Origin of the sequence: Mycobacterium sp. (genome assembly GCF_050700595.1) — a bacterium.
Taxonomy (GTDB): Bacteria; Actinomycetota; Actinomycetes; order Mycobacteriales; family Mycobacteriaceae; genus Mycobacterium.
In genome coordinates this window covers 1-20,248 of sequence record NZ_JBOHHI010000181.1, presented here as the reverse complement: position 1 = coordinate 20,248, position 20,248 = coordinate 1, and the positions used below count along the sequence as shown (strand labels likewise).

20 protein-coding genes, 1 tRNA gene and 3 pseudogenes are annotated in these 20,248 nt (G+C 67.7%); 19 read left to right on the top strand and 5 right to left on the bottom strand.

Going from position 1 to position 20,248, the window contains the following annotated elements:
- The first annotated feature begins 63 nt into the window (after nucleotides 1–63).
- From murG to ACRDTL_RS16760, 9 genes are all read left to right on the top strand, one after another.
- Complete coding sequence (gene murG / locus ACRDTL_RS16800; RefSeq protein ID WP_431507861.1) at nucleotides 64–1,173, top strand: undecaprenyldiphospho-muramoylpentapeptide beta-N-acetylglucosaminyltransferase; 1,110 nt, start codon at nucleotides 64–66, stop codon at nucleotides 1,171–1,173.
- Complete coding sequence (gene murC / locus ACRDTL_RS16795) at nucleotides 1,170–2,633, top strand: UDP-N-acetylmuramate--L-alanine ligase (protein WP_431507832.1); 1,464 nt, start codon at nucleotides 1,170–1,172, stop codon at nucleotides 2,631–2,633. The genes murG and murC overlap by 4 nt, the downstream gene beginning before the upstream one ends.
- The gene (locus ACRDTL_RS16790) at nucleotides 2,630–3,553 is read left to right on the top strand and encodes a cell division protein FtsQ/DivIB (protein WP_431507831.1); all 924 of its coding nucleotides are present in this window, start codon (nucleotides 2,630–2,632) and stop codon (nucleotides 3,551–3,553) included. The genes murC and ACRDTL_RS16790 overlap by 4 nt, the downstream gene beginning before the upstream one ends.
- Before the next feature lie 251 nt (nucleotides 3,554–3,804).
- Nucleotides 3,805–4,944: a cell division protein FtsZ gene (ftsZ, locus tag ACRDTL_RS16785; protein ID WP_431507860.1), complete on the top strand. Its 1,140-nt coding sequence runs from the start codon at nucleotides 3,805–3,807 to the stop codon at nucleotides 4,942–4,944.
- A 29-nt stretch (nucleotides 4,945–4,973) separates the two neighbouring features.
- Nucleotides 4,974–5,690, top strand: a complete 717-nt coding sequence (pgeF, locus tag ACRDTL_RS16780) for a peptidoglycan editing factor PgeF (protein WP_431507830.1) — start codon at nucleotides 4,974–4,976, stop codon at nucleotides 5,688–5,690.
- 316 nt (nucleotides 5,691–6,006) lie between these two features.
- Nucleotides 6,007–6,654 carry a cell division protein SepF gene (locus ACRDTL_RS16775; RefSeq protein ID WP_431507829.1) on the top strand — a complete coding sequence of 216 codons (648 nt, stop codon included), beginning with the start codon at nucleotides 6,007–6,009 and terminating at the stop codon, nucleotides 6,652–6,654.
- Nucleotides 6,655–6,744: 90 nt separating this feature from the next.
- Entirely contained in the window at nucleotides 6,745–7,035 is a 291-nt protein-coding gene (locus ACRDTL_RS16770; RefSeq protein WP_431507828.1) for a YggT family protein, read from the top strand.
- 236 nt (nucleotides 7,036–7,271) lie between these two features.
- Nucleotides 7,272–8,090, top strand: coding sequence for a DivIVA-like cell division protein Wag31 (gene wag31, locus ACRDTL_RS16765; protein ID WP_431507827.1), 819 nt, complete (start codon nucleotides 7,272–7,274; stop codon nucleotides 8,088–8,090).
- Between the two features lie 85 nt (nucleotides 8,091–8,175).
- A complete protein-coding gene (locus tag ACRDTL_RS16760) occupies nucleotides 8,176–8,592 on the top strand; it encodes a hypothetical protein (protein WP_431507826.1) in 417 nt (138 codons plus the stop codon).
- Between the two features lie 40 nt (nucleotides 8,593–8,632).
- Here ACRDTL_RS16760 and ACRDTL_RS16755 read toward each other — a convergent pair.
- Together ACRDTL_RS16755 and ACRDTL_RS16750 are read right to left on the bottom strand one after the other, a co-directional pair.
- Nucleotides 8,633–9,325, bottom strand: a pseudogene (locus ACRDTL_RS16755) (phosphoribosyltransferase); the annotation flags it as partial.
- A gap of 215 nt (nucleotides 9,326–9,540) precedes the next feature.
- Nucleotides 9,541–9,626: transfer RNA gene (locus tag ACRDTL_RS16750), tRNA-Leu, on the bottom strand.
- A 127-nt stretch (nucleotides 9,627–9,753) separates the two neighbouring features.
- On the opposite strand from ACRDTL_RS16750, the gene ACRDTL_RS16745 reads away from it, so the two are divergent.
- The 3 genes and pseudogenes from ACRDTL_RS16745 to pstS all read left to right on the top strand — a co-directional run bounded on the left by ACRDTL_RS16745 (nucleotide 9,754) and on the right by pstS (nucleotide 13,006).
- Nucleotides 9,754–11,118 carry a M20/M25/M40 family metallo-hydrolase gene (locus ACRDTL_RS16745; protein WP_431507825.1) on the top strand — a complete coding sequence of 455 codons (1,365 nt, stop codon included), beginning with the start codon at nucleotides 9,754–9,756 and terminating at the stop codon, nucleotides 11,116–11,118.
- A gap of 20 nt (nucleotides 11,119–11,138) precedes the next feature.
- Nucleotides 11,139–11,669: a YbhB/YbcL family Raf kinase inhibitor-like protein gene (locus tag ACRDTL_RS16740; protein WP_431507824.1), complete on the top strand. Its 531-nt coding sequence runs from the start codon at nucleotides 11,139–11,141 to the stop codon at nucleotides 11,667–11,669.
- A 218-nt stretch (nucleotides 11,670–11,887) separates the two neighbouring features.
- Nucleotides 11,888–13,006, top strand: a pseudogene (pstS, locus tag ACRDTL_RS16735) (phosphate ABC transporter substrate-binding protein PstS).
- A gap of 121 nt (nucleotides 13,007–13,127) precedes the next feature.
- On the opposite strand, the gene ACRDTL_RS16730 reads toward pstS, so the two are convergent.
- The 3 genes from ACRDTL_RS16730 to ACRDTL_RS16720 are packed head-to-tail and all read right to left on the bottom strand — an operon-like array spanning nucleotide 13,128 to nucleotide 15,462.
- The gene (locus ACRDTL_RS16730) at nucleotides 13,128–14,210 is read right to left on the bottom strand and encodes a quinone-dependent dihydroorotate dehydrogenase (protein ID WP_431507859.1); all 1,083 of its coding nucleotides are present in this window, start codon (nucleotides 14,208–14,210) and stop codon (nucleotides 13,128–13,130) included.
- A gap of 8 nt (nucleotides 14,211–14,218) precedes the next feature.
- On the bottom strand, nucleotides 14,219–14,476 hold the full coding sequence (locus tag ACRDTL_RS16725; protein ID WP_431507823.1) for a DUF5703 family protein: 258 nt from the start codon (nucleotides 14,474–14,476) through the stop codon (nucleotides 14,219–14,221).
- A complete protein-coding gene (locus tag ACRDTL_RS16720) occupies nucleotides 14,473–15,462 on the bottom strand; it encodes a YncE family protein (protein ID WP_431507858.1) in 990 nt (329 codons plus the stop codon). Before ACRDTL_RS16720 ends, ACRDTL_RS16725 begins: the two co-directional genes overlap by 4 nt.
- A gap of 176 nt (nucleotides 15,463–15,638) precedes the next feature.
- Here ACRDTL_RS16720 and ACRDTL_RS16715 point away from each other — a divergent pair, with 176 nt between their 5' ends.
- The 7 genes and pseudogenes from ACRDTL_RS16715 to ACRDTL_RS16685 all read left to right on the top strand — a co-directional run.
- Nucleotides 15,639–15,947 carry a hypothetical protein gene (locus ACRDTL_RS16715; RefSeq protein ID WP_431507822.1) on the top strand — a complete coding sequence of 103 codons (309 nt, stop codon included), beginning with the start codon at nucleotides 15,639–15,641 and terminating at the stop codon, nucleotides 15,945–15,947.
- 50 nt (nucleotides 15,948–15,997) lie between these two features.
- Nucleotides 15,998–16,828 carry an undecaprenyl-diphosphate phosphatase gene (locus ACRDTL_RS16710; RefSeq protein ID WP_431507857.1) on the top strand — a complete coding sequence of 277 codons (831 nt, stop codon included), beginning with the start codon at nucleotides 15,998–16,000 and terminating at the stop codon, nucleotides 16,826–16,828.
- Nucleotides 16,825–17,529, top strand: a complete 705-nt coding sequence (locus tag ACRDTL_RS16705) for a histidine phosphatase family protein (protein WP_431507821.1) — start codon at nucleotides 16,825–16,827, stop codon at nucleotides 17,527–17,529. The genes ACRDTL_RS16710 and ACRDTL_RS16705 overlap by 4 nt, the downstream gene beginning before the upstream one ends.
- 67 nt (nucleotides 17,530–17,596) lie before the next feature.
- The gene (locus ACRDTL_RS16700) at nucleotides 17,597–18,184 is read left to right on the top strand and encodes a DUF3090 domain-containing protein (protein WP_431507820.1); all 588 of its coding nucleotides are present in this window, start codon (nucleotides 17,597–17,599) and stop codon (nucleotides 18,182–18,184) included.
- Nucleotides 18,168–18,992, top strand: coding sequence for an SCO1664 family protein (locus tag ACRDTL_RS16695; protein WP_431507819.1), 825 nt, complete (start codon nucleotides 18,168–18,170; stop codon nucleotides 18,990–18,992). Before ACRDTL_RS16700 ends, ACRDTL_RS16695 begins: the two co-directional genes overlap by 17 nt.
- Before the next feature lie 86 nt (nucleotides 18,993–19,078).
- Nucleotides 19,079–19,846 carry a 3'(2'),5'-bisphosphate nucleotidase CysQ gene (locus ACRDTL_RS16690; protein ID WP_431507818.1) on the top strand — a complete coding sequence of 256 codons (768 nt, stop codon included), beginning with the start codon at nucleotides 19,079–19,081 and terminating at the stop codon, nucleotides 19,844–19,846.
- A gap of 23 nt (nucleotides 19,847–19,869) precedes the next feature.
- A pseudogene (locus tag ACRDTL_RS16685) lies at nucleotides 19,870–20,248 on the top strand (cysteine--1-D-myo-inosityl 2-amino-2-deoxy-alpha-D-glucopyranoside ligase); the annotation flags it as partial.

The window sequence follows — 20,248 nt, the reverse complement described above, 5'->3', positions numbered from 1 at the left end:
TGCATCAGGCAGCCGGCCAGCGGGCGGGGCAACGACTCGAGGGCCCGGTCCGGCCGCACGTCGGTGTCGGTGGTGCTGGCCGGCGGTGGCACCGCCGGCCACGTTGAGCCCGCGATGGCCGTCGCCGACGCGCTGGTCGCGCTGGATCCGCAGGTCCAGATCACCGCGCTGGGCACCCAGCGTGGGCTGGAGACCAGCTTGGTGCCCGAGCGCGGCTACCGGCTCGAGCTGATCACGGCGGTTCCGCTGCCGCGCAAACCCGGCAGTGACCTGGCCCGGCTGCCGGTGCGGGTGGTGCGTGCCATCCGGCAAACCGGAGCCGTGCTTGACGACGTCGCCGCCGACGTCGTGATCGGCTTCGGCGGCTACGTGGCGCTGCCGGCCTACCTGGCTGCCCGGCGCCGGCACGTCCCGGTGGTGATCCACGAGGCCAACGCCAGCGCCGGACTGGCCAATCGGGTGGGTGCGCGCAGCGCGCGGCGAGTGCTCGCCGCGGTGCCCGATTCCGGCCTGCCGGATGCCGAGGTGGTCGGCGTGCCGGTAAGGGCGGCGATCACCGCAGTGGATCGCGCGGCGCTGCGGTCCGCGGCCCGTGCCCACTTCGGGGTCCCCGAGGATGCCCGGGTGCTGCTGGTGTTCGGCGGTTCGCAGGGGGCGGCGTCGATCAACCGGGCGGTCGCCGCGGCCGCCGGCGATCTGGCCGCCGCCGGGGTGTCGGTGCTGCATGCTTACGGCGCGAAGAACACCCTCGACCTGCGGCCCACCCGGCCTGGCGATCCGCCGTATGTGGCCGTGCCGTACCTGAACCGGATGGATATGGCCTATGCGGCCGCCGACCTGGCGATCTGTCGATCCGGGGCGATGACGGTCGCCGAGGTGTCGGCCGTCGGATTGCCGGCGGTCTACGTGCCGCTTCCGATCGGCAACGGTGAGCAGCGGCTCAACGCGCTGCCGGTGGTCAATGCCGGTGGTGGCCTGCTGGTCGCCGACGCCGACCTGACACCGGGTTTCGTGGCCGACACGGTGGCCGGATTGCTTGGTGATGGGTCGCGGCTGGCGGCGATGATGGCCGCGGCGGCACGGGTCGGGCACCGCGACGCGGCCCGACGGGTGGCTCAGGTCGCGCTGGACCTGGCAAAAGAGGCGCACGAAGCGGGCAGGGGGCGCCGATGACCGCGCCGTTGCCGCCGGAGCTGCGGCGGGTGCACATGGTCGGCATCGGGGGAGCGGGCATGTCGGGGATTGCCCGCATTCTGCTTGACCGCGGCGGGCTGGTATCGGGGTCGGATGCCAAGGAGTCCCGGGGGGTGCGCGCGTTGCGCGCTCGCGGTGCGCTGATCCGGATCGGCCACGACGCGTCGTCGCTGGACCTGCTGCCCGGCGGCGCCACCGCGGTGATCACCACCCATGCCGCGATCCCGAAGACCAATCCCGAGCTCGTCGAAGCCCGGCGCCGCGGCATCCCGGTGGTGCTGCGGCCGGCGGTGCTGGCCAAGCTGATGGCCGGGCGCACCACACTGATGGTCACCGGCACACACGGCAAGACCACCACGACGTCGATGCTCATCGTCGCGCTGCAGCACTGCGGGCTGGACCCGTCCTTCGCGGTCGGCGGCGAACTCGGCGAGGCCGGCACCAACGCGCACCATGGCAGTGGCGAATATTTCGTCGCCGAGGCCGACGAGAGTGACGGCTCGCTGCTGGAGTACACGCCGAATGTCGCCGTCGTCACCAACATCGAGTCCGACCACCTGGACTTCTTCGACAGCGCCGACGCCTACACCGCGGTGTTCGACGCGTTCGCGGAGCGGCTCGCCCCCGGCGGAGCGGTCGTCGTGTGCTCCGACGACCCGGGTGCAGCGGCACTGGCCGAACGGACTGCGGCGCTGGGGATTCGAGTGTTGCGGTACGGCTCGTCGCCCGAGGGGTCCGACGCATTGGCCGGAACGCTGCTGTCCTGGGAACAGCAGGGCACCGGCGCGGTCGCGCACGTCGCACTGCCCGGTGAAGTCCACCCGCGGGTGATGCGGCTGTCGGTGCCCGGTCGACACATGGCGCTCAACGCGTTGGGGGCGCTGCTGGCCGCGATTGAGATCGGCGCGGAACCCGAATGTGTACTGGATGGGCTGGCCGGTTTCGAGGGCGTTCGTCGGCGGTTCGAGTTGATCGGGATCGCCGGGTCGGTGCGGGTGTTCGACGACTACGCCCACCATCCGACCGAGATCAGCGCGACGCTGGCAGCCGTCCGCACCCTGCTGCAGCAGAGCGGGTCCGCCCGGTCGCTGGTGGTGTTCCAACCGCATTTGTATTCGCGGACAAAGACTTTTGCCGCACAATTCGGCGCCGCCCTGAATGCGGCCGACGAGGTTTTCGTGCTCGACGTCTACGCCGCTCGCGAACAACCCCTCGCGGGTGTAAGCGGCGCGAGCGTCGCCGAGCATGTCAGCGTGCCGGTGCACTATCTGCCGGACTTGTCGGCAGTCGCCAACGCGGTGGCCGCCGCCGCCGGGCCGGGCGACGTCATAGTCACGATGGGCGCCGGCGACGTGACGATGCTCGGCCCGGAGATCGTCACCGCGCTGCGGCTTCGCGCCAATCGCAGCGCGCCGGGCCGGTCGGGGGTGCTGTGGTGAGCGAACCGAACGGCGGCCCGGCAGGCGAGGCAGTGAGCGACCCGGTAGCGGAAACCACTGTCACCGAACCGATACCCGCGGCGCCCGACCGGGCGGGCGCGGCGGATCCGGTCGAGGGACCGCGCCGGCAGGCCCGCCGGGAACGCGCCGAGCGCCGCGCAGCGCAGGCGCGCGCTACGGCGATCGAGCAGGCCCGACGTGTTGCCAAACGCAAAGCCCGCGGACGGCCCGAGCCGAAACCCGTCCCGCGGGGCGCGGTTCGGGGCCTGAAGGTGGCGTTGGCGACGCTGGTCCTCAGTGCGGTGGTCGTCGCACTCGGCCTGATCCTCTACTTCACGCCGGTGATGTCGGCACGCAGCATCATCGTCTCCGGAACCGGGGCGGTGACCCGCGACGAGGTACTTGATGTGGCTCGGGTCCGGCTCGGTACGCCGCTGCTGCAGATCAACACCGACCAGGTCGCCAACCGGGTGGCGGCGATCCGCCGGGTGGCCAGCGCCCGGGTGCAGCGCCAGTACCCGTCGGCGTTGCGAATCACCATCGTTGAACGGGTTCCGGTGGTGGTCAAGGACTTTCCCGACGGTCCGCATCTCTACGACCGCGACGGCGTCGACTTTGCGACCGCCCCACCACCACCGGCGCTGCCGTACATCGACGTCGCCGATCCCGGTCCGACCGATCCGGCGACCAAGGCGGCGCTCGAGGTGCTGCTTGCCTTGCGTCCCGAGGTGGTTGCTCAGGTGGGCCGGATCGCGGCTCCGTCGGTGGCCTCGATCACCCTCACGCTGGCCGACGGACGCACGGTGATCTGGGGGACCACGGATCGCACCGCGGAAAAAGCCGAGAAGCTGGCGGCATTGTTGACCCAGCCCGGGCGGACCTACGACGTGTCCAGCCCCGACCTGCCGACGGTCAAATAGGGCGGGCCGGCCAGCGCGTCACTCCCGCGTGACGCTCGGCGTCGAGCGTTGCTCCACCGTGACGCTCGCGGCGCGCTGAGAAAAAGTTGCGGCGCGTCGGCGCGCCTGCACGGATAGCCGGTGTGGTGGTCCTACCGTTTTGGTTGCGCGGAACTACTTGACATAACTCTAAGCCTCTGGTTGAGGTTGAGGGTTTGCCCAGCAGATAAGGCGGCACTACGCCAATCCCACCAGGGAGGAAGACTTCAATGATGACCCCCCCGCATAACTACCTGGCCGTCATCAAAGTCGTCGGTATCGGCGGTGGCGGCGTCAATGCCGTCAACCGGATGATCGAGCAAGGCCTCAAAGGTGTTGAGTTCATCGCGATCAACACCGATGCGCAGGCGTTGTTGATGAGCGATGCCGACGTCAAGCTCGACGTCGGGCGCGACTCCACCCGCGGATTGGGCGCCGGCGCCGACCCGGAGGTCGGCCGCAGGGCCTCCGAGGACGCCAAGGACGACATCGAGGAGCTGCTCCGCGGCGCCGACATGGTGTTCGTCACGGCCGGCGAAGGAGGCGGCACCGGCACCGGCGGGGCACCCGTCGTCGCGACCATCGCCCGCAAGCTGGGTGCGCTCACCGTCGGTGTGGTGACCCGGCCGTTCTCATTCGAGGGCAACCGGCGCGGCAACCAGGCCGAGGCGGGTATCACCACGCTGCGGGAAAGCTGCGACACGCTCATCGTGATTCCCAACGACCGGTTGCTGCAGATGGGCGACGCCGCGGTGTCGTTGATGGACGCGTTCCGCAGCGCCGACGAGGTGCTGCTCAACGGGGTGCAGGGCATCACCGACCTGATCACCACCCCCGGGCTGATCAACGTCGACTTCGCCGACGTCAAGGGCATTATGAGCGGCGCCGGCACCGCGCTGATGGGCATAGGCTCAGCCCGCGGCGATGGCCGGGCGCTCAAGGCTGCCGAGATCGCGATCAACTCGCCGCTGCTGGAAGCCTCCATGGAAGGCGCGCAGGGTGTGCTGATGTCGATCGCGGGAGGCAGCGACCTGGGCCTGTTCGAGATCAACGAAGCCGCCTCGCTGGTGCAGGACGCCGCTCACCAGGACGCCAACATCATCTTTGGGACCGTCATCGATGACTCGCTCGGCGACGAGGTGCGGGTCACCGTGATCGCGGCGGGTTTCGACGCCACCGGGCCCGGCCGCAAGCCGGTCGTCGGGGCAAATCAAGCCCAGCCCATCGCGTCGGCCAAGGCAGGCAAGGTCAGCTCGCCATTGTTCGAGCCCGCCGACGCGATCAGCGTGCCGCTGCCGACCAACGGCTCCACCCTGGACATCGGGGGTGACGACGACGAGGACGTCGACGTGCCGCCATTCATGCGCCGCTAGCCCACCTGCGCGTGCCGGATACTGGGCGGGTGAGCGTTCGCATCCGGCGGGTGACGACCACCCGGGCGGGCGGCGTCTCGGCGGCGCCGTTCGACACTTTCAACCTGGGCGACCACGTCGGTGACGACCCGTCCGCGGTGGCCGCCAACCGGGCCCGGCTGGCCGCGGTGATCGGGATGACCGATGACCGGGTGATCTGGATGAATCAGGTACACGGCGACCGGGTTGCCGTGGTCGACGGACCGCAGTGCGCCGCGGTCGGCGGCAAGGTGGGCACCGATGCCCTGGTGACCGGTACGCCGCGGCTGGCGCTGGCCGTGCTGACCGCCGATTGCGTGCCGGTGCTGCTGGCCGACGCGCGCGCCGGAGTGGTCGCCGCCGTGCACGCCGGTCGCGTCGGGGCGCGTGACGGCGTGGTGGTTCGCGCGCTGGAGGCGATGCTGGCCGTCGGTGCGCATGTCGAGGATGTTTCCGCGCTGCTCGGCCCGGCGGTCAGCGGCCGCAATTACGAAGTGCCCGCCGCTATGGCCGACGACGTCGAAGCGACGTTGCCGGGTAGCCGTACCACCACCTCGGCCGGCACTCCCGGACTGGACCTGCGCGCCGGAATTGCTCGCCAACTCGACACTCTGGGAGTCATCGCGATCGACATCGACCCGCGCTGCACAGTGGAAGACGTCAATTTGTTCAGTCATCGCCGCGGCGCGCCGACCGGACGCCTGGCGTCGGTGGTGTGGATGGATTGAGCGCCGTGAGCCGGGAATCAGAATCGGCCGGTCCGTTGACCGCCGAGTCTTCGAAACTTGTTGGGTTGATGGGTATCCCGCCGTTTCAGTGAGATCCAGATGCGGCCTTCGAGCGCCCGCAATCGGAGACCGGGCCCATCCGAATGCGGCGGGACGGTCGGCCGGCATGTCAAACGACCTGGAATGCGCGCTCAAACATGCTTCGGCCTGTTTGCGTGTCGGTACCGCGTTATTGGGTCAGCGACCGTTACCGTCACCGTGAATAGTCACTCCCGTCACATTTTCATCACAGACACCGAGGCAGAAGGGTCCAGCGATGAGCACACTGCACAAGGTCAAGGCCTACTTCGGTATGGCCCCGATGGAGGACTACGACGACGAGTACTACGACGACGACCGCGGTCCCGCCCGCGGCTACCCCCGTCACCGGTTCGCCGACGACGGGTACGGCCGCTATGACGGCCGCTTCGACGGGCGCGAGTACGACGACCCGCACGGCGAACCGGGTGACTACCCGCCGGGTAGCTACCGCGGCAGCTACGGCGACGACCACCGGTTCGGGCCGCGCGACTACGACCGGAGCGAATTGTCCCGGCCGCGATTCGGCTCGTTGCGCGCGTCCACCCGTGGCGCGCTGGCGATGGATCCGCGCCGGATGGCGATGCTGTTCGACGAGGGTCACCCGCTGTCGAAGATCACCACGTTGCGACCCAAGGATTACAGCGAGGCCCGCACCATCGGCGAGCGCTTCCGCGACGGCACCCCGGTGATCATGGACCTGGTGTCGATGGACAACGCCGATGCCAAGCGACTCGTCGACTTCGCGGCCGGGCTGGCGTTTGCGCTGCGCGGTTCGTTCGACAAGGTTGCGACCAAGGTCTTCCTGCTCTCACCCGCCGATGTCGACGTGTCTCCGGAGGAACGCCGCCGAATCGCCGAAACCGGCTTCTACGCTTACCAGTAACCGCCGGACCCGGTAGGCTGGCTAGCGCAGCGCCGGTCGCAGTCGGCGCTGCCGTGACTGTCACATCCACACCAGTAAGGTCGGCTTTAGTTGGCGCAGTTCATTCAGATCGTGGGCCTTGCGCTGTTCATCTTCTGGCTGCTGCTGATCGCTCGCATCGTCATCGAGTTCATCCGGTCGTTCAGCCGCGACTGGCACCCGCGCGGGGCCACCGCGGTGATCCTGGAGATCATCATGTCGATCACCGATCCACCAGTGAAGCTGCTGCGCCGGCTCATACCGCAGCTCACTATCGGTGCAATCCGTTTCGACCTGTCCATTATGGTGTTGCTATTGGTGACATTCATCGCCTGGGATCAGGCGCTGGCTTATCACGGGTGAGCCGCGACCGCCTCTGCCAATGCGCTTTAGACGGTTCCATCCGCGGCATTTGTTTGTTGAGCCACGATTTGTGTCCTCTTAAACTGTGAAATTCGGTCTTAATTATCGACCGATAGGCAACCGGCGGGTCTGTTGTGACAGGATGGGCGGCAGTTGCACTACAGCTACCACACTGTTCATACCGATCTACACTCTGCGGGGTCGGTTTGACCGGTCCAGACCCGAGGGGGCAAATAATGCCGCTGACACCAGCCGACGTCCACAACGTGGCGTTCAGTAAGCCGCCGATCGGCAAGCGTGGCTACAACGAAGATGAGGTCGACGCCTTCCTCGACCTGGTTGAGACCGAGTTGATCCGGCTTATCGAGGAGAACTCGGATCTGCGTCAGCGGGTCAGCGAGCTGGACCAGGAGCTGGCCAGCACCCAGGCCGGCGGCAGCGCCGAACCCACCAAGGCCATGCCGGTGCACGAACCCGAGCCGGAACCCGCACCGGCCAAACCGGCGTACGAAGCGCCGGAGCCCGCGGTCGCCGCGACCGCTGCCAGCGTCAGCGAGGAACAGGCGATCAAGGCCGCCAGGGTACTCAGCCTGGCCCAGGACACCGCCGACCGGCTGACCGGCACGGCCAAGGCCGAATCGGACAAACTATTGGCCGACGCCCGCGCCAACGCCGACCAGATCCTGTCCGACGCCCAGCGCGAAGCCGACAGCACCGTCGCCGACGCCCGGCAGCGAGCCGACGCGATGCTGACCGACGCGCAGACCCGCTCCGAGACCCAGTTGCGCCAGGCTCAGGAAAAGGCCGATGCGTTGCAGGCCGACGCCGAACGCAAGCACTCCGAGATCATGGGCACCATCAATCAACAGCGCACCGTGCTCGAAGGCCGCCTTGAACAGCTGCGCACCTTCGAACGCGAGTACCGCACCCGGCTCAAGACCTACCTGGAGTCGCAGCTCGAGGAGCTGGGACAGCGCGGATCGGCCGCGCCGGTCGACTCCAGCGCAACCAACGAAGCCGGGGGATTCAACCAGTTCAATCGGGGTAATAACTAACTGGATCGAATGTGCCGGGCCGGTGGTTGGTACCGTGCAGTCTCGGTTGTCTAGGTGTCCCAACCCGCCGGCTGGAGGTTAACCGATGCTGATAATCGCGCTGGTCTTAGCGGTGATAGGCCTTGCCGCGTTGGTGTTCGCGGTCGTCACCAGCAATGAGTTGGTGGCGTGGGTGTGCATCGCCGCCAGTGTTATCGGTGTGGTGCTGCTGGTTATCGATGCCCTGCAAGAACGCAAGCGGCATCAGACCGATACCGCCACCAATGCCGCCGGGCAGGACGGTCCCAAGCCACGTGCCGAGGAAGTTACCGCGGATTATGACCAGGTGAGCGCCGCGGGCGATGCCGGCACCCAGGAAGTGCACTACACGGACTATCCCGAGGACGCCTCCGGCGAGGACGACGAGAGCACCGAAGAGGCGGGCGGCGAACAGGTTCCGGTGCGATCGGCGGATTCCGGCTCCGACGACGACGCCGACGACGGCGACGAGCCGAAGGCTTAATCGGGGCCGACGGCCTGCTGGCGACAGCCGGCGGCGATGCTCACTCGCGCACCGTCGGCGTGGCGAGCAATTCGCGGACCTCGTCGTCGGTGATCTGATGGAAGTCCGCGAACACCTGGCCCACCGCCTCGAAATCGGGTGGCATGGTTGCGCAGACCACGGCGTCGGCCTCCCGCGCCAGTTGCTGACACGCCGACGGCGGCCCCACCGGGACCGCGACCACGACCGCTTCCGGCCCGGCGGCGCGCAGCGCGCGCACCGCAGCCAGCATGCTCGCGCCGGTGGCGATGCCGTCGTCAACCAGGATCACGATCTTGCCGTGCGGGTCGGCTGCCGGCCGGTCGCCGCGGTACGCCTGCTCGCGCCGGGTGAGCTCCGCCGTCTCACGATCGATCACCGCGCGCACCTGCTCGTCGCTGATGCGCAGGCTCGAGACCACGTCGTCGTTCATCACGACGCCGCCCCCGCTGGCCAACGCGCCCATCGCGAGTTCGGACCACTGTGGCACACCCAGCTTGCGCACCAGGAATACGTCCAACTCGGCGTCCAGCGCCGCGGCGACTTCCCAGCCGACCGGAACCCCACCACGGGCCAGCCCGAGCACCAGCAGCCTTTTTTGGCCGCGATATGCCGCCAGTTGCTCGGCCAGTACTCGACCGGCTTCCCTGCGGTTACTGAACGTGCGTCGGGATTCCCGCCGCAAAAAGCCACCCGATGGGTTCATGCGTCGTACTCGCAATTGTTTGCCGTGCCGGCCATACCAAGCCTACGACCGACCGGGACCGTGTGCTCGATTAGGGCTTCCCGGGCAGCGGCGAGGTGAAACCGCTTCGGGCTGTGTCGTATCGTGCGACCTCGAAGTCGGCGCGGCTTCCAGGCGATGTTGGATGTCGCACTCGTCCGGTCTGTTTCGAAGCCTGTTGTGCAGCATGCGGATTCGCAGAGGAGTGTCCGAGGGGGGACTTGAACCCCCACGCCCAGTAATAGGGCACTAGCACCTCAAGCTAGCGCGTCTGCCATTCCGCCACTCGGACCAAGCCAACCAATTTGGCAGCTAAGGCTATCGGATCGGCGGGGCCGGACCCAAACCCAGCGGCGATCGCAAGCTCGGCGGAGCCGAGTGCGGCGGGTCGCCGCCAATGAACCCTGCGGGCCCTTCCGATGGTAGGAAAGGTGATTGTGACCGTCCCAACCCATGCTGGCCTCGACCTGGCCGACGAAGTGGTGGACGTGGTCAGCAGGCTAATCCGGTTCGACACCACCAACACCGGCGACGTGCAGACCACCAAAGGTGAGGCCGAGTGTGCCCGGTGGGTCGGCGGTCAACTGCAGGATGCCGGCTACCAGGTCGAGTACGTCGAGTCCGGCGCCCCCGGCCGTGGCAACGTGTTCGCCCGGCTCGCGGGTGCCGATAGCTCCCGCGGCGCGCTGCTGATCCACGGTCATCTCGACGTGGTGCCCGCCGAGGCGGCCGATTGGAGTGTGCACCCGTTCTCCGGCGCGGTGGCGGACGGCTATGTCTGGGGCCGCGGAGCGGTCGACATGAAAGACATGGTCGGCATGATGGTCGTGGTCGCCCGCCAGTTCCGCCGCGCCGGGATTGTCCCGCCCCGCGACCTGGTGTTCGCGTTCGTCGCCGACGAGGAGAACGGCGGCAAATACGGGTCGCACTGGCTGGTCGACAATCGACCCGACCTGTTCGACGGCGTCACCGAGGCGGTCGGCGAGGTCGGCGGCTTCTCACTGACGGTGCCGCGCCGCGACGGCGGGGAGCGCCGGCTGTATCTGATCGAGACGGCCGAAAAGGGGCTGCAGTGGATGCGATTGACCGCGCGCGGCCGGGCCGGCCACGGTTCGATGGTGCACGACCACAACGCCGTCACCGCCGTCGCCGAGGCGGTCGCCCGGCTGGGCCGCCACCAGTTCCCGCTGGTGCTGACCGACACCGTCGTGCAGTTTTTGGCCGCGGTCGGCGACGAGACCGGGCACAGTTTCGACGCCGATTCCCCCGACCTGGAGGGAACCATCGACAAGCTGGGACCGATTGCCCGAATCCTGAAGGCCACCCTGCGCGACACCGCCAACCCGACGATGCTGCGGGCCGGCTACAAGGCCAACGTCGTCCCGGCCATGGCCGAGGCCACGGTCGACTGCCGTGTGCTGCCCGGGCGGCAAGCATCGTTTGAAGCCGAGGTCGATGAGCTGATCGGTCCTGACGTGACCCGGGAGTGGATCACGTCGCTGCCGTCGTACGAGACCGGGTTCGACGGCGACCTGGTCGACGCGATGAACGCCGCCCTGCTGGCGGCCGATCCCGGGGCCCGGACCGTGCCCTACATGCTCTCCGGTGGGACGGACGCGAAAGCGTTCGCGCGGTTGGGTATTCGCTGCTTTGGCTTCGTCCCGTTGCGGTTGCCGCCGGAACTGGATTTCGCCGCGTTGTTCCACGGGGTCGACGAGCGGGTACCCGTCGACGCGTTGAAGTTCGGTACCGGAGTGCTAGCACACTTTTTGACACACTGCTAGGCGACACGAGAGGACTGACCATGATCGCACCGCCCGACCCGTATGCCACGCTGCCCAAGCTGCCGTCGTTTCATCTGGAATCGGCGTCCCTCACCGACGGACAGCCGCTGGCCACCGCACAGATCAGCGGCATCATGGGGGCCGGCGGCGAAGACGTCAGCCCGGAGCTGAGCTGGTCGGGCTTCCCCAAGCAGACCCGCAGCTTCGCGGTCACCGTTTACGACCCCGACGCCCCCACCCTGTCCGGGTTCTGGCACTGGGCGGTGGCCAACCTTCCCGCCGATGTCAACGAATTGCCCGACGGCGTCGGTGACGGCCGCGAGCTGCCGGGCGGCGCGATCACCCTGGTCAACGACGCCGGTATGCGTCGCTACGTCGGCGCCGCGCCGCCACCTGGCCACGGTCCGCACCGCTACTACGTCACCGTGCACGCGGTCGACGTCGACACACTCGAGCTGGGCGAGGACGCCAGCCCCGCGTTCCTCGGCTTCAACCTGTTCCAGCACGCGATTGCGCGGGCAGTCATCTACGGCACCTACGAACAGCGGTAGCGCCATCAGCCGGTGACCTTCGACGTCTGCGCGGCGGCCCGCCAGAGTTCATCAATTTCGTGAACTAAATGCTATTTAAATAGGCAAATGTCTACTTTTAACTACTTCACGGGTAAGCTCATCGTTCTGTTGCCGAGCTGCGGCGCATCTGCGGGTTAAGGCGTCGGCTCGGTGGTGAAGTGAGTGTGTTCGTCACCCTGGCTCTTCGGAGGAGTTTCGTGAAGTTCAACCGACCTGGTACCACACTGAGCCTCCTGGCCGCCGGCGCACTGGTGTTGTCGGCATGCGTTACCAATACAAATGCCTCACCATGATCGTCTGGATCCGGTGCCGAGTCGGCGCCAGTGGACTGCGGCGGTAAGACGAAACTCCATGCCAGCGGCTCGACCGCGCAACAACACGCGATAGAACAATTTGTCTACGCCTATATCCGGGCGTGCCCGGGCTCCACGCTGGACTACGCCGCAAATGGCTCCGGCAAAGGAGTGGAGCAGTTCGTCGCGAACCAGACCGATCTGGCGGGCTCCGACGTGGCGCTGGATTCATCGACGGGGGAGCCGCAGAGGGCGGCGGCGCGATGCAGTTCGCCGGCGTGGAATCTGCCGACGGTGTTCGGCCCGATCGCCGTGACCTACAACCTCAATGGCGTGGGTTCGCTGAACCTGGACGGGCCCACGACGGCCAAGGTCTTCAACGGCGGCATCACCAGCTGGGATGACCCGGCGATCAAGGCGCTCAATCCGAGCATGACCCTGCTCTCAACGCCCATTCACGTCGTCTTCCGCAGCGACAAGTCAGGTACCACAGACAATTTCCAGAAATACCTCGACGCCGCATCCAACGGTGCGTGGGGCAAAGGCGCGGGCCAGACCTTCAACGGCGGAGTCGGTCAGGGCGCCGCGGGCAATAATGGCACATCGACGATCCTGCAGAGCATCGACGGGTCGATCACTTACAACGAGTGGTCGTTCGCGGTGGGCCGTCAGTTGCACATGGCCCAGATCATCACGTCCGCAGGTCCGGATCCGGTGTCGATCACCAAAGACTCGGTCGGCAAGACCATTGCCGGGGCCAAGTTCGCGGGACAGGGCAATGACCTGGTGCTGGACACGTCGTCGTTCTACAAGCCGACACAAGCCGGCGCCTACCCGATCGTGCTGGCAACTTATGAGATCGTTTGCTCGAAGTATCCGGATCCCGCGACCGGCCCGGCGGTAAAAGCGTTTATGCAGGCCGCAATCGGCGCCGGCCAAGATGATCTGGACCAGTATGGATACATTCCGGTGCCGAAGTCGTTCCAATCCAAACTGGAGACCGCGGTCAACGCGATCGCGTGATCAGAGGAGCTCGACGGACAGCGACACCGAGCTGGTTTCGCGCGCGGATGCAGCGTGAGGCCGACACCCCGGAGCGGCAACAACAGGGTCGTCAAGCGGGGCACGGGTAAGAAGGCGCAAACTAACCCAGCGGCCCGTCACGTTCAGCGCTACCCGAGCCGATGGCCTCGCTCAGCGAGGCGAACCCGCCGTCGTGCAGCCGACGGGCGATGCCGTCGTGGATGTGTCTGGCCCACAGCCCGCCGCCGTAGATGAAGCCGGTATAGCCCTGCAGCAGCGACGCGCCCGCGGTGATGCGCTCCCAGGCGTCATCGGCGGTCTCGATGCCGCCGACACTGATCAGTGCCAACCGATCGCCGACCCGGTCGTAGAGCCGGCGCAGCACCTCGGTGGCCCGCGGGGCCAGCGGGGGCCCGGAGATGCCGCCGGGGCCGAGCGTGTCGAGCCCGGGTGTGGCCAGACCGTCGTACGACACCGTGGTGTTGGTGGCGACGATGCCGGCCAGACCCACCTCGACCGCCAGATCCGCGATGTCGTCGATATCGGCGTCGGCCAGATCCGGCCCGATCTTGACCAGCACCGGCGTCGAGGTCTCCTCGAGCACGGCGGACAGGATGGGCCGCAGCGCGGCGGTTGCCTGCAGATCGCGTAACCCCCGCGTGTTCGGCGAGCTCACGTTGACCACCAGATATGACGCCAGCGGGCCGAGGCGCCGGGCGCTGGCCCGGTAGTCATCGGCGGCCCGCTCGGGCGGGGTGCCTTTGCACCTGCCGATGTTGACCCCGATCGGCACGTCGGGGCGATGGCGCGCGAGCCGGGACGCCAGCGTGCCGGCGCCGGAGTTGTTGAACCCCATCCGGTTCAGCAGGGCGCGATCGGCGGGTAGCCGGAACAGGCGAGGGGGCGGGTTTCCCGGCTGCGCGTGCGCGGTGACCGTTCCCACCTCGGCGTAGCCGAAACCCAGCGCACCCCAGCTATCCAGTCCGCGGCCGTCCTTGTCGAAGCCCGCGGCCAGCCCCAACGGTCCCGGGAAGTGCACACCGAACACGGTGCTGGCCAGCACGGGGTCGATCGGCGCCAATAGCCGGCGCATTCGCCGGCGAACCGGGGCTGCGGCGGTCGCGACCCGCAGCGCCGCGAACACCATCGTGTGGATGCGTTCGGCGGGCAGCAAAAACAGCACCCGGCGCAGCGCGCCGTACATCGGGTGGCTCACAGTCCCGGCTGGTCGGCTGACCGCTCGCTGTCAACGCGAGATTTCTTGCGGCGCAACAAGACCCGACGGCTACCGTCGGTGTAGAGCCGTACCCGGGTCAACTCCCAGCCGCGGTACTCGGCTTCGATGGATAGCCGGGTGGACGCGCTGACCCTGGTCACCTCCGGCGGCAGGCGCAGCGGCACCCACTCGTAATCGTCGGACATCTCGGCGTCCCATCCCGCCGGCAACCGGGCCCATCGTGCCGCCGTCAACGCGGACCCGCCGCGTGCTCGATCACCTGGACTCCCGCACCGGAACCCGACACGACGTACAGCGTGTCCGACGTGTCGTCGACGGCCAGCGAGTTGGGTTGCCGCACGGTTGGGTAACGTACCTTTTCCACGGGGATTCCGGTGTCCAGATCGTAACCAATCACCAAATTGGCCGCAGTCTGCGACACCCAGGTCAACCGCTTGGACCCGGCCAGGCCGTATGGGGCCTGCCGTACCGGGTAGGCCTGACGCAGGATCAACGGGTCGACACCGAACACCAGCAGTTGGCCGCCGCGGGTGTCGATGACCAGTACCCGGCCCAGCGGATCGGTGGCCATGGTGGTGGCGCCCTGGCCGGCGCGGAGCGCCTGCCCGAGGGTGCCGTCGGCGCCGATCGTGGTGACCGAGGTCTGCGCGCGGTCCAAGACCGCCACGGTATTTCCCTGCGCCACAAGAGAATCCACTCGGGCATAGATTTTCGTCCGGTTGGCGGCGGTTCCGGAGGCAGGCGTGTACACCATGCCGTCGGCGGTACCCAGCACCATCGTGGCGTCGGCGCGCCGGGCGATCGCGGTGAACTCCACGTTTTGCGCTTCGCCGATGTCGACGCGGGCGACCCGGCCGGCGGACAGATCCACGGCGAAGTAACCGCCGCGGGTGGACAGGAAAACCGTACCGGCGCCGTCACCGGTCAGTGCCGTCGCCGGCCCGGGCAGCTCGATGCTGCGGGGCGGGTTTTGGTCGGCACCCAGTACGGCCAGGCTCGCCGGTGCAGCCGGGTCCGGCCCGGGGACCAGCACTGCGAGTGCAGCGGTGCGGCTGTCGAATATCGCGGCCCGCGGATGGCCTCCGAGCGGGCGTACCACACCGGCCGGAGGACTGGATACCGGCGGCGATTCGGCCGGATGCGCCGGCTGGATCGTTGGTGGCGAGTCATCGAGCGGCTTCGACCCGCACCCCGTGACCAGCGTCAACACCAGCAGCAGGCCGGCGATATGGCGGCGAGCTGGGTGTTCACCGGGTTTACAGTCTGACGGCAATGGGTAACTTTCTTCACTATGCGACGGGATGTCGAATCGGGGTCCGATTGTAAGGAACAATGTCGGGTGCGACCCGGCCCCGTCGTCCATGTGCGGCGGTCGCGCAGAGGTAGGGTCGGCGCATGACCCTCACTCAACACCGCCGATGGGACGATTGCGATTTCGCTATCGAGGACATGTGGACGGGCGTCTTCTCCGGCAAGGTCTTGGCCAGTGGGTTCGGTCAGGTCGGTGATGGTCGCAGTTTCGCTTTCCGCATCGAACGTCAGTGGCTGCTCGTCGAGGTGTACCGGCCCAGGCTGAGCGGGCCGGTCCCGCAGCCCGAGGACGTGGTGGCGACCGAGCGGCGAAGCGTCGTCGACATCGACGTCAGCGACGAGCGCAGCCTGGCGGCTGCGGTGCGGGATTCGGTTGCGCTGGCTGTCGCGTAGTTCGCCCCCGCGCAACAGGTACGGTCGTCGTCGTGACTGCGGCGCCGGCGATGTCTTGGTGGCAGGTCATCGTTTTGGCCGTGATCCAGGGGCTGACCGAGTTTCTGCCGGTCTCGTCGTCGGGACACCTGGCGGTCGCGTCGCGCATCCTGTTCGCTCGCGATGCCGGCGCGTCGTTCACCGCCGTTATCCAGCTGGGCACCGAGCTCGCGGTGTTGGTCTACTTCGCGCGCGACATTGTGCGCATCGTCACTGCGTGGCTGCGCGGCCTGGTCGCCACCGAGAATCGCACTGCCGACTACCGGCTGGGTTGGTACGTCATCATCGGGACCATCCCGATCTGCGTCCTGGGCTTACTGTTCACCGATGAGATCCGCACGGGTGTGCGCAACCTGTGGGTGGTGGCGACGGCGTCGGTGGTGTTTTCCGCGGTGATCGCCGCCGCGGAGTACCTCGGGCGACAGACCCGTCACATCGACCAGCTGACCTGGCGCGACGGCGTCGTGGTGGGGATCGCCCAGACGCTGGCGTTGGTCCCCGGCGTGTCGCGGTCCGGGGCCACCATCAGCGCTGGATTGGCGATGGGACTCGACCGGGAGTTGGCTGCCCGGTTCGGCTTCCTGCTGGCCATTCCGGCGGTGTTCGCGTCCGGGTTGTTCTCGCTGCCCGACGCTTTTCACCCGGTAAGTGAGGGGATGAGCGCGACGGGCCCACAGCTGGCGGTGGCCACCGCGATCGCGTTCGTCGTCGGCTTGGCCGCGGTGGCGTGGTTTCTGCGGTTCCTGCTCCGGCACCCGATGTACTGGTTTGTCGGCTACCGGGTGGTCGTCGGGATCGGTGTGCTGATCCTGCTGGCGACCGGAGCGTTGAGCCCGACATGACCGTCATCCTGTTGCGGCACGGGCGGTCCACCTCCAACACCGCGCACATCCTGGCCGGCCGTTCCGATGGAGTCGACCTCGACGAGAAGGGCCGCCGCCAGGTCGCCGAGCTGGTCGATCACATCGCCGACCTGCCGATCCGGGCGGTGGTGCACTCACCGCAGCTGCGGTGCCGCCGCACCGTCGAACCGCTCGCCGAGGCGCTGGGCGTGGCACCGCTCGCCGATGAACGGCTGGCCGAAGTGGACTACGGCGACTGGACCGGCCGCAAAATCGCCGATCTGACCAAAGAGCCACTGTGGGCGGTGGTACAGGCTCAGCCCAGCGCGGCGGTGTTCCCCGGCGGTGAGGGGTTGGCGCAGGTGCAGGCGCGTGCGGTGGCCGCGGTCCGAGAGCACGACCGGCGGCTGGCCGAGCAGCACGGTGGTGACGCGCTGTGGCTGGCCTGCACCCACGGCGATGTCATCAAGGCAGTGGTTGCTGACGCGCTTGGGTTGCACCTGGACGGCTTCCAGCGGATCATGGCCGACCCGGCGTCGATGAGTGTGATCCGCTACACCCAACTACGCCCGTTCGTGTTGCACGTCAACCACACCGGTGCGCGGCTGTCGTCGGCGGTGACGACCACGCGTTCGGCGACCGGTGAGCAGGACGGTGAGCCGCCGCCCGGCGACGCCGTGGTTGGCGGTTCGACCGACTGAGTCCGATGGCCCGCTGACCGCTAAGGCATTACGACGCAGCGGCAATAGCCGGTATTTTGGAGCTACCATGCCTCGTGCAATCCACGTTTTCCGGACACCCGACCGCTTCGTGGCCGGGACCGTCGGGCAGCCCGGGAACCGCACTTTCTACCTGCAGGCGGTGCACGACGCCCGGGTGGTGTCGGTGGTGCTGGAAAAGCAGCAGGTCGCGGTGCTCGCTGAGCGCATCGGTGCGTTGCTGATCGAGGTGAATCGCCGATTCGGCACACCGGTGCCGCCGGAACCCAGCGAGGTCGACGACCTCAGCCCGCTGATCACGCCGGTCGACGCCGAGTTCCGGGTCGGCACCATGGGCCTGGGCTGGGATTCCGAAGCGCAGACCGTGGTGGTCGAACTGCTGGCAGTCACCGACACCGAGTTCGACGCGTCGGTAGTGCTCGACGACACCGACGAGGGTCCCGACGCGGTGCGGGTGTTCCTGACACCGGAGTCGGCACGGCAGTTCGCCACCCGCTCCACGCGGGTGATCTCAGCGGGGCGTCCGCCATGCCCGCTGTGCGACGAACCGCTGGACCCCGACGGGCACATCTGTGCGCGCACCAACGGCTACCGGCGTAGCGCTGTGTTGGGGTCTGACGATGACGTCGAGGACTGACGATCGCGAGGTGCTGCGGCGCGGCGAGCTGACCGTGCTGGGACGCATTCGCTCGGCGAGCAACGCCACCTTTATCTGCGAATCAACACTTGGCCAGCACAGCGTGCACTGCGTGTACAAGCCGATCGCCGGCGAGCAGCCACTGTGGGACTTTCCCGACGGCACATTGGCCGGCCGCGAACTCGGCGCCTACCTGGTGTCGACGCAGCTGGACTGGAACATCGTGCCCTACACCATCATTCGGGTTGGACCGGCCGGTCGTGGCATGCTGCAACAGTGGATCGATCAACCCGGCGATACACCCGACGCGCGAGAACTGGACGCCGACTCCGGCCCCGACCTGGTGGATCTGTTTCCAGCTGGCAGGTTGCGTCCGGGTTATCTGCCAGTGCTACAGGCCTACGACTACGCGGGCGATGAAGTCGTGTTGATGCACGCCGACGACATCAGGCTGTGGCGGATGGCGGTGTTCGACATCCTGATCAACAACGCCGACCGCAAGGGTGGCCACGTCCTGCGCAGCACCGACGGCCGAATCTACGGCGTCGACCACGGGGTGTGTCTGCATGTTCAAGACAAGCTGCGCACGGTGTTGTGGGGTTGGGCCGGCAAGCCTGTCGATGACGAGATCCTGGACGCGGTGACCCGGCTGGTCGACGCGTTGGCCGGCCCGCTCGCTGATGAGCTGGCCGGGCACATCACCGCCGCCGAAATCGCGGCGCTATGCCGTCGCGCCCGAGTGCTGCTGAACAATCCGGTGATGCCCAGCCCGGACCGGCATCGGCCCATTCCCTGGCCGGCGTTTTAGTTTCGTCGCAACGTTGATGCGATGAAGGAGCGGAGGCCCCGCCCCTTCATCGCATCAACGCGAAAGCCTGAGCAATACTGGATCGGGTGAGCCCGGATCTGACCGACGCGGCGCTGGCCGCCGACCTGGCCGCCGATGCCGGAAAGCTGCTGCTGGCGGTCCGCGACCAGGTGGGGTTCGGCCATCCGTGGCTGCTGGGTGACGCGGGCGACAGCCGGGCCAACTCGCTGCTGCTGCGGCGGTTGCATGCCGAGCGGCCCGGTGACGCGGTGCTGTCCGAGGAGGCCTACGACGACCTGACCCGGTTGCAGGCCGACCGGGTGTGGATCGTCGACCCGCTGGACGGCACCCGTGAATTCTCCACACCCGGACGCGACGACTGGGCCGTGCACGTGGCGTTGTGGCGGCGTGACGGCGGTTCGCGCGGTGCGATCACCGACGCCGCGGTCGCGCTACCCGCGATGGGTGAGCTGTACCGAAGCGATACCGTCCGCGCTGATGAGTCTGCGCATTCCGGGCCGATCCGCATCGCCGCCAGCGCCAACCGCCCGCCTGCGGTGCTGTACCGGCTGGCCAATCGGCTGGACATCGAAGTGGTACCGATCGGTTCGGCCGGGGCCAAGGCGATGTCGGTGGTGCGCGGCGACACCGACGCGTATATCCACGCCGGCGGGCAGTGGGAGTGGGATTCGGCCGCACCGGCCGCCGTGCTGCTGGCCGCGGGTATGCACGCGTCCCGGCTGGACGGCTCCGAGCTGGTCTACAACCGGCCCGACCCCTATCTGCCCGACTTTCTGATGTGTCGCTCCGAGCTGGCTGACGTGCTGCTGGGTGCCATTCGGTTGGCGAGTTGAACGCACACCCTACAGTCGACGGTATGCAGTCCTGGCCGTTCACACCGCCACCGGCTCTGCCCGGTCGCGGACCGGAACTGCGACTCTATGACACCGCCACCATGTACGTCTGCGGGATCACACCCTATGACGCCACCCATCTCGGTCATGCCGCCACGTACCTGACGTTCGACCTGATTCACCGGCTGTGGCTGGACCTCGGCCACGAGGTGCACTACGTGCAGAACGTCACCGACGTCGACGATCCGCTGTTCGAACGCGCCGATCGCGACGGCGTGGACTGGCGTGACCTCGCGGCCCGCGAGGTGACGTTGTTCTGTGACGACATGGCGGCGCTGCGGGTGCTGCCGCCGCGCGAGTACGTCGCGGCGACCGAGGCCGTGGCAGAAGTCGTCGAGTTGG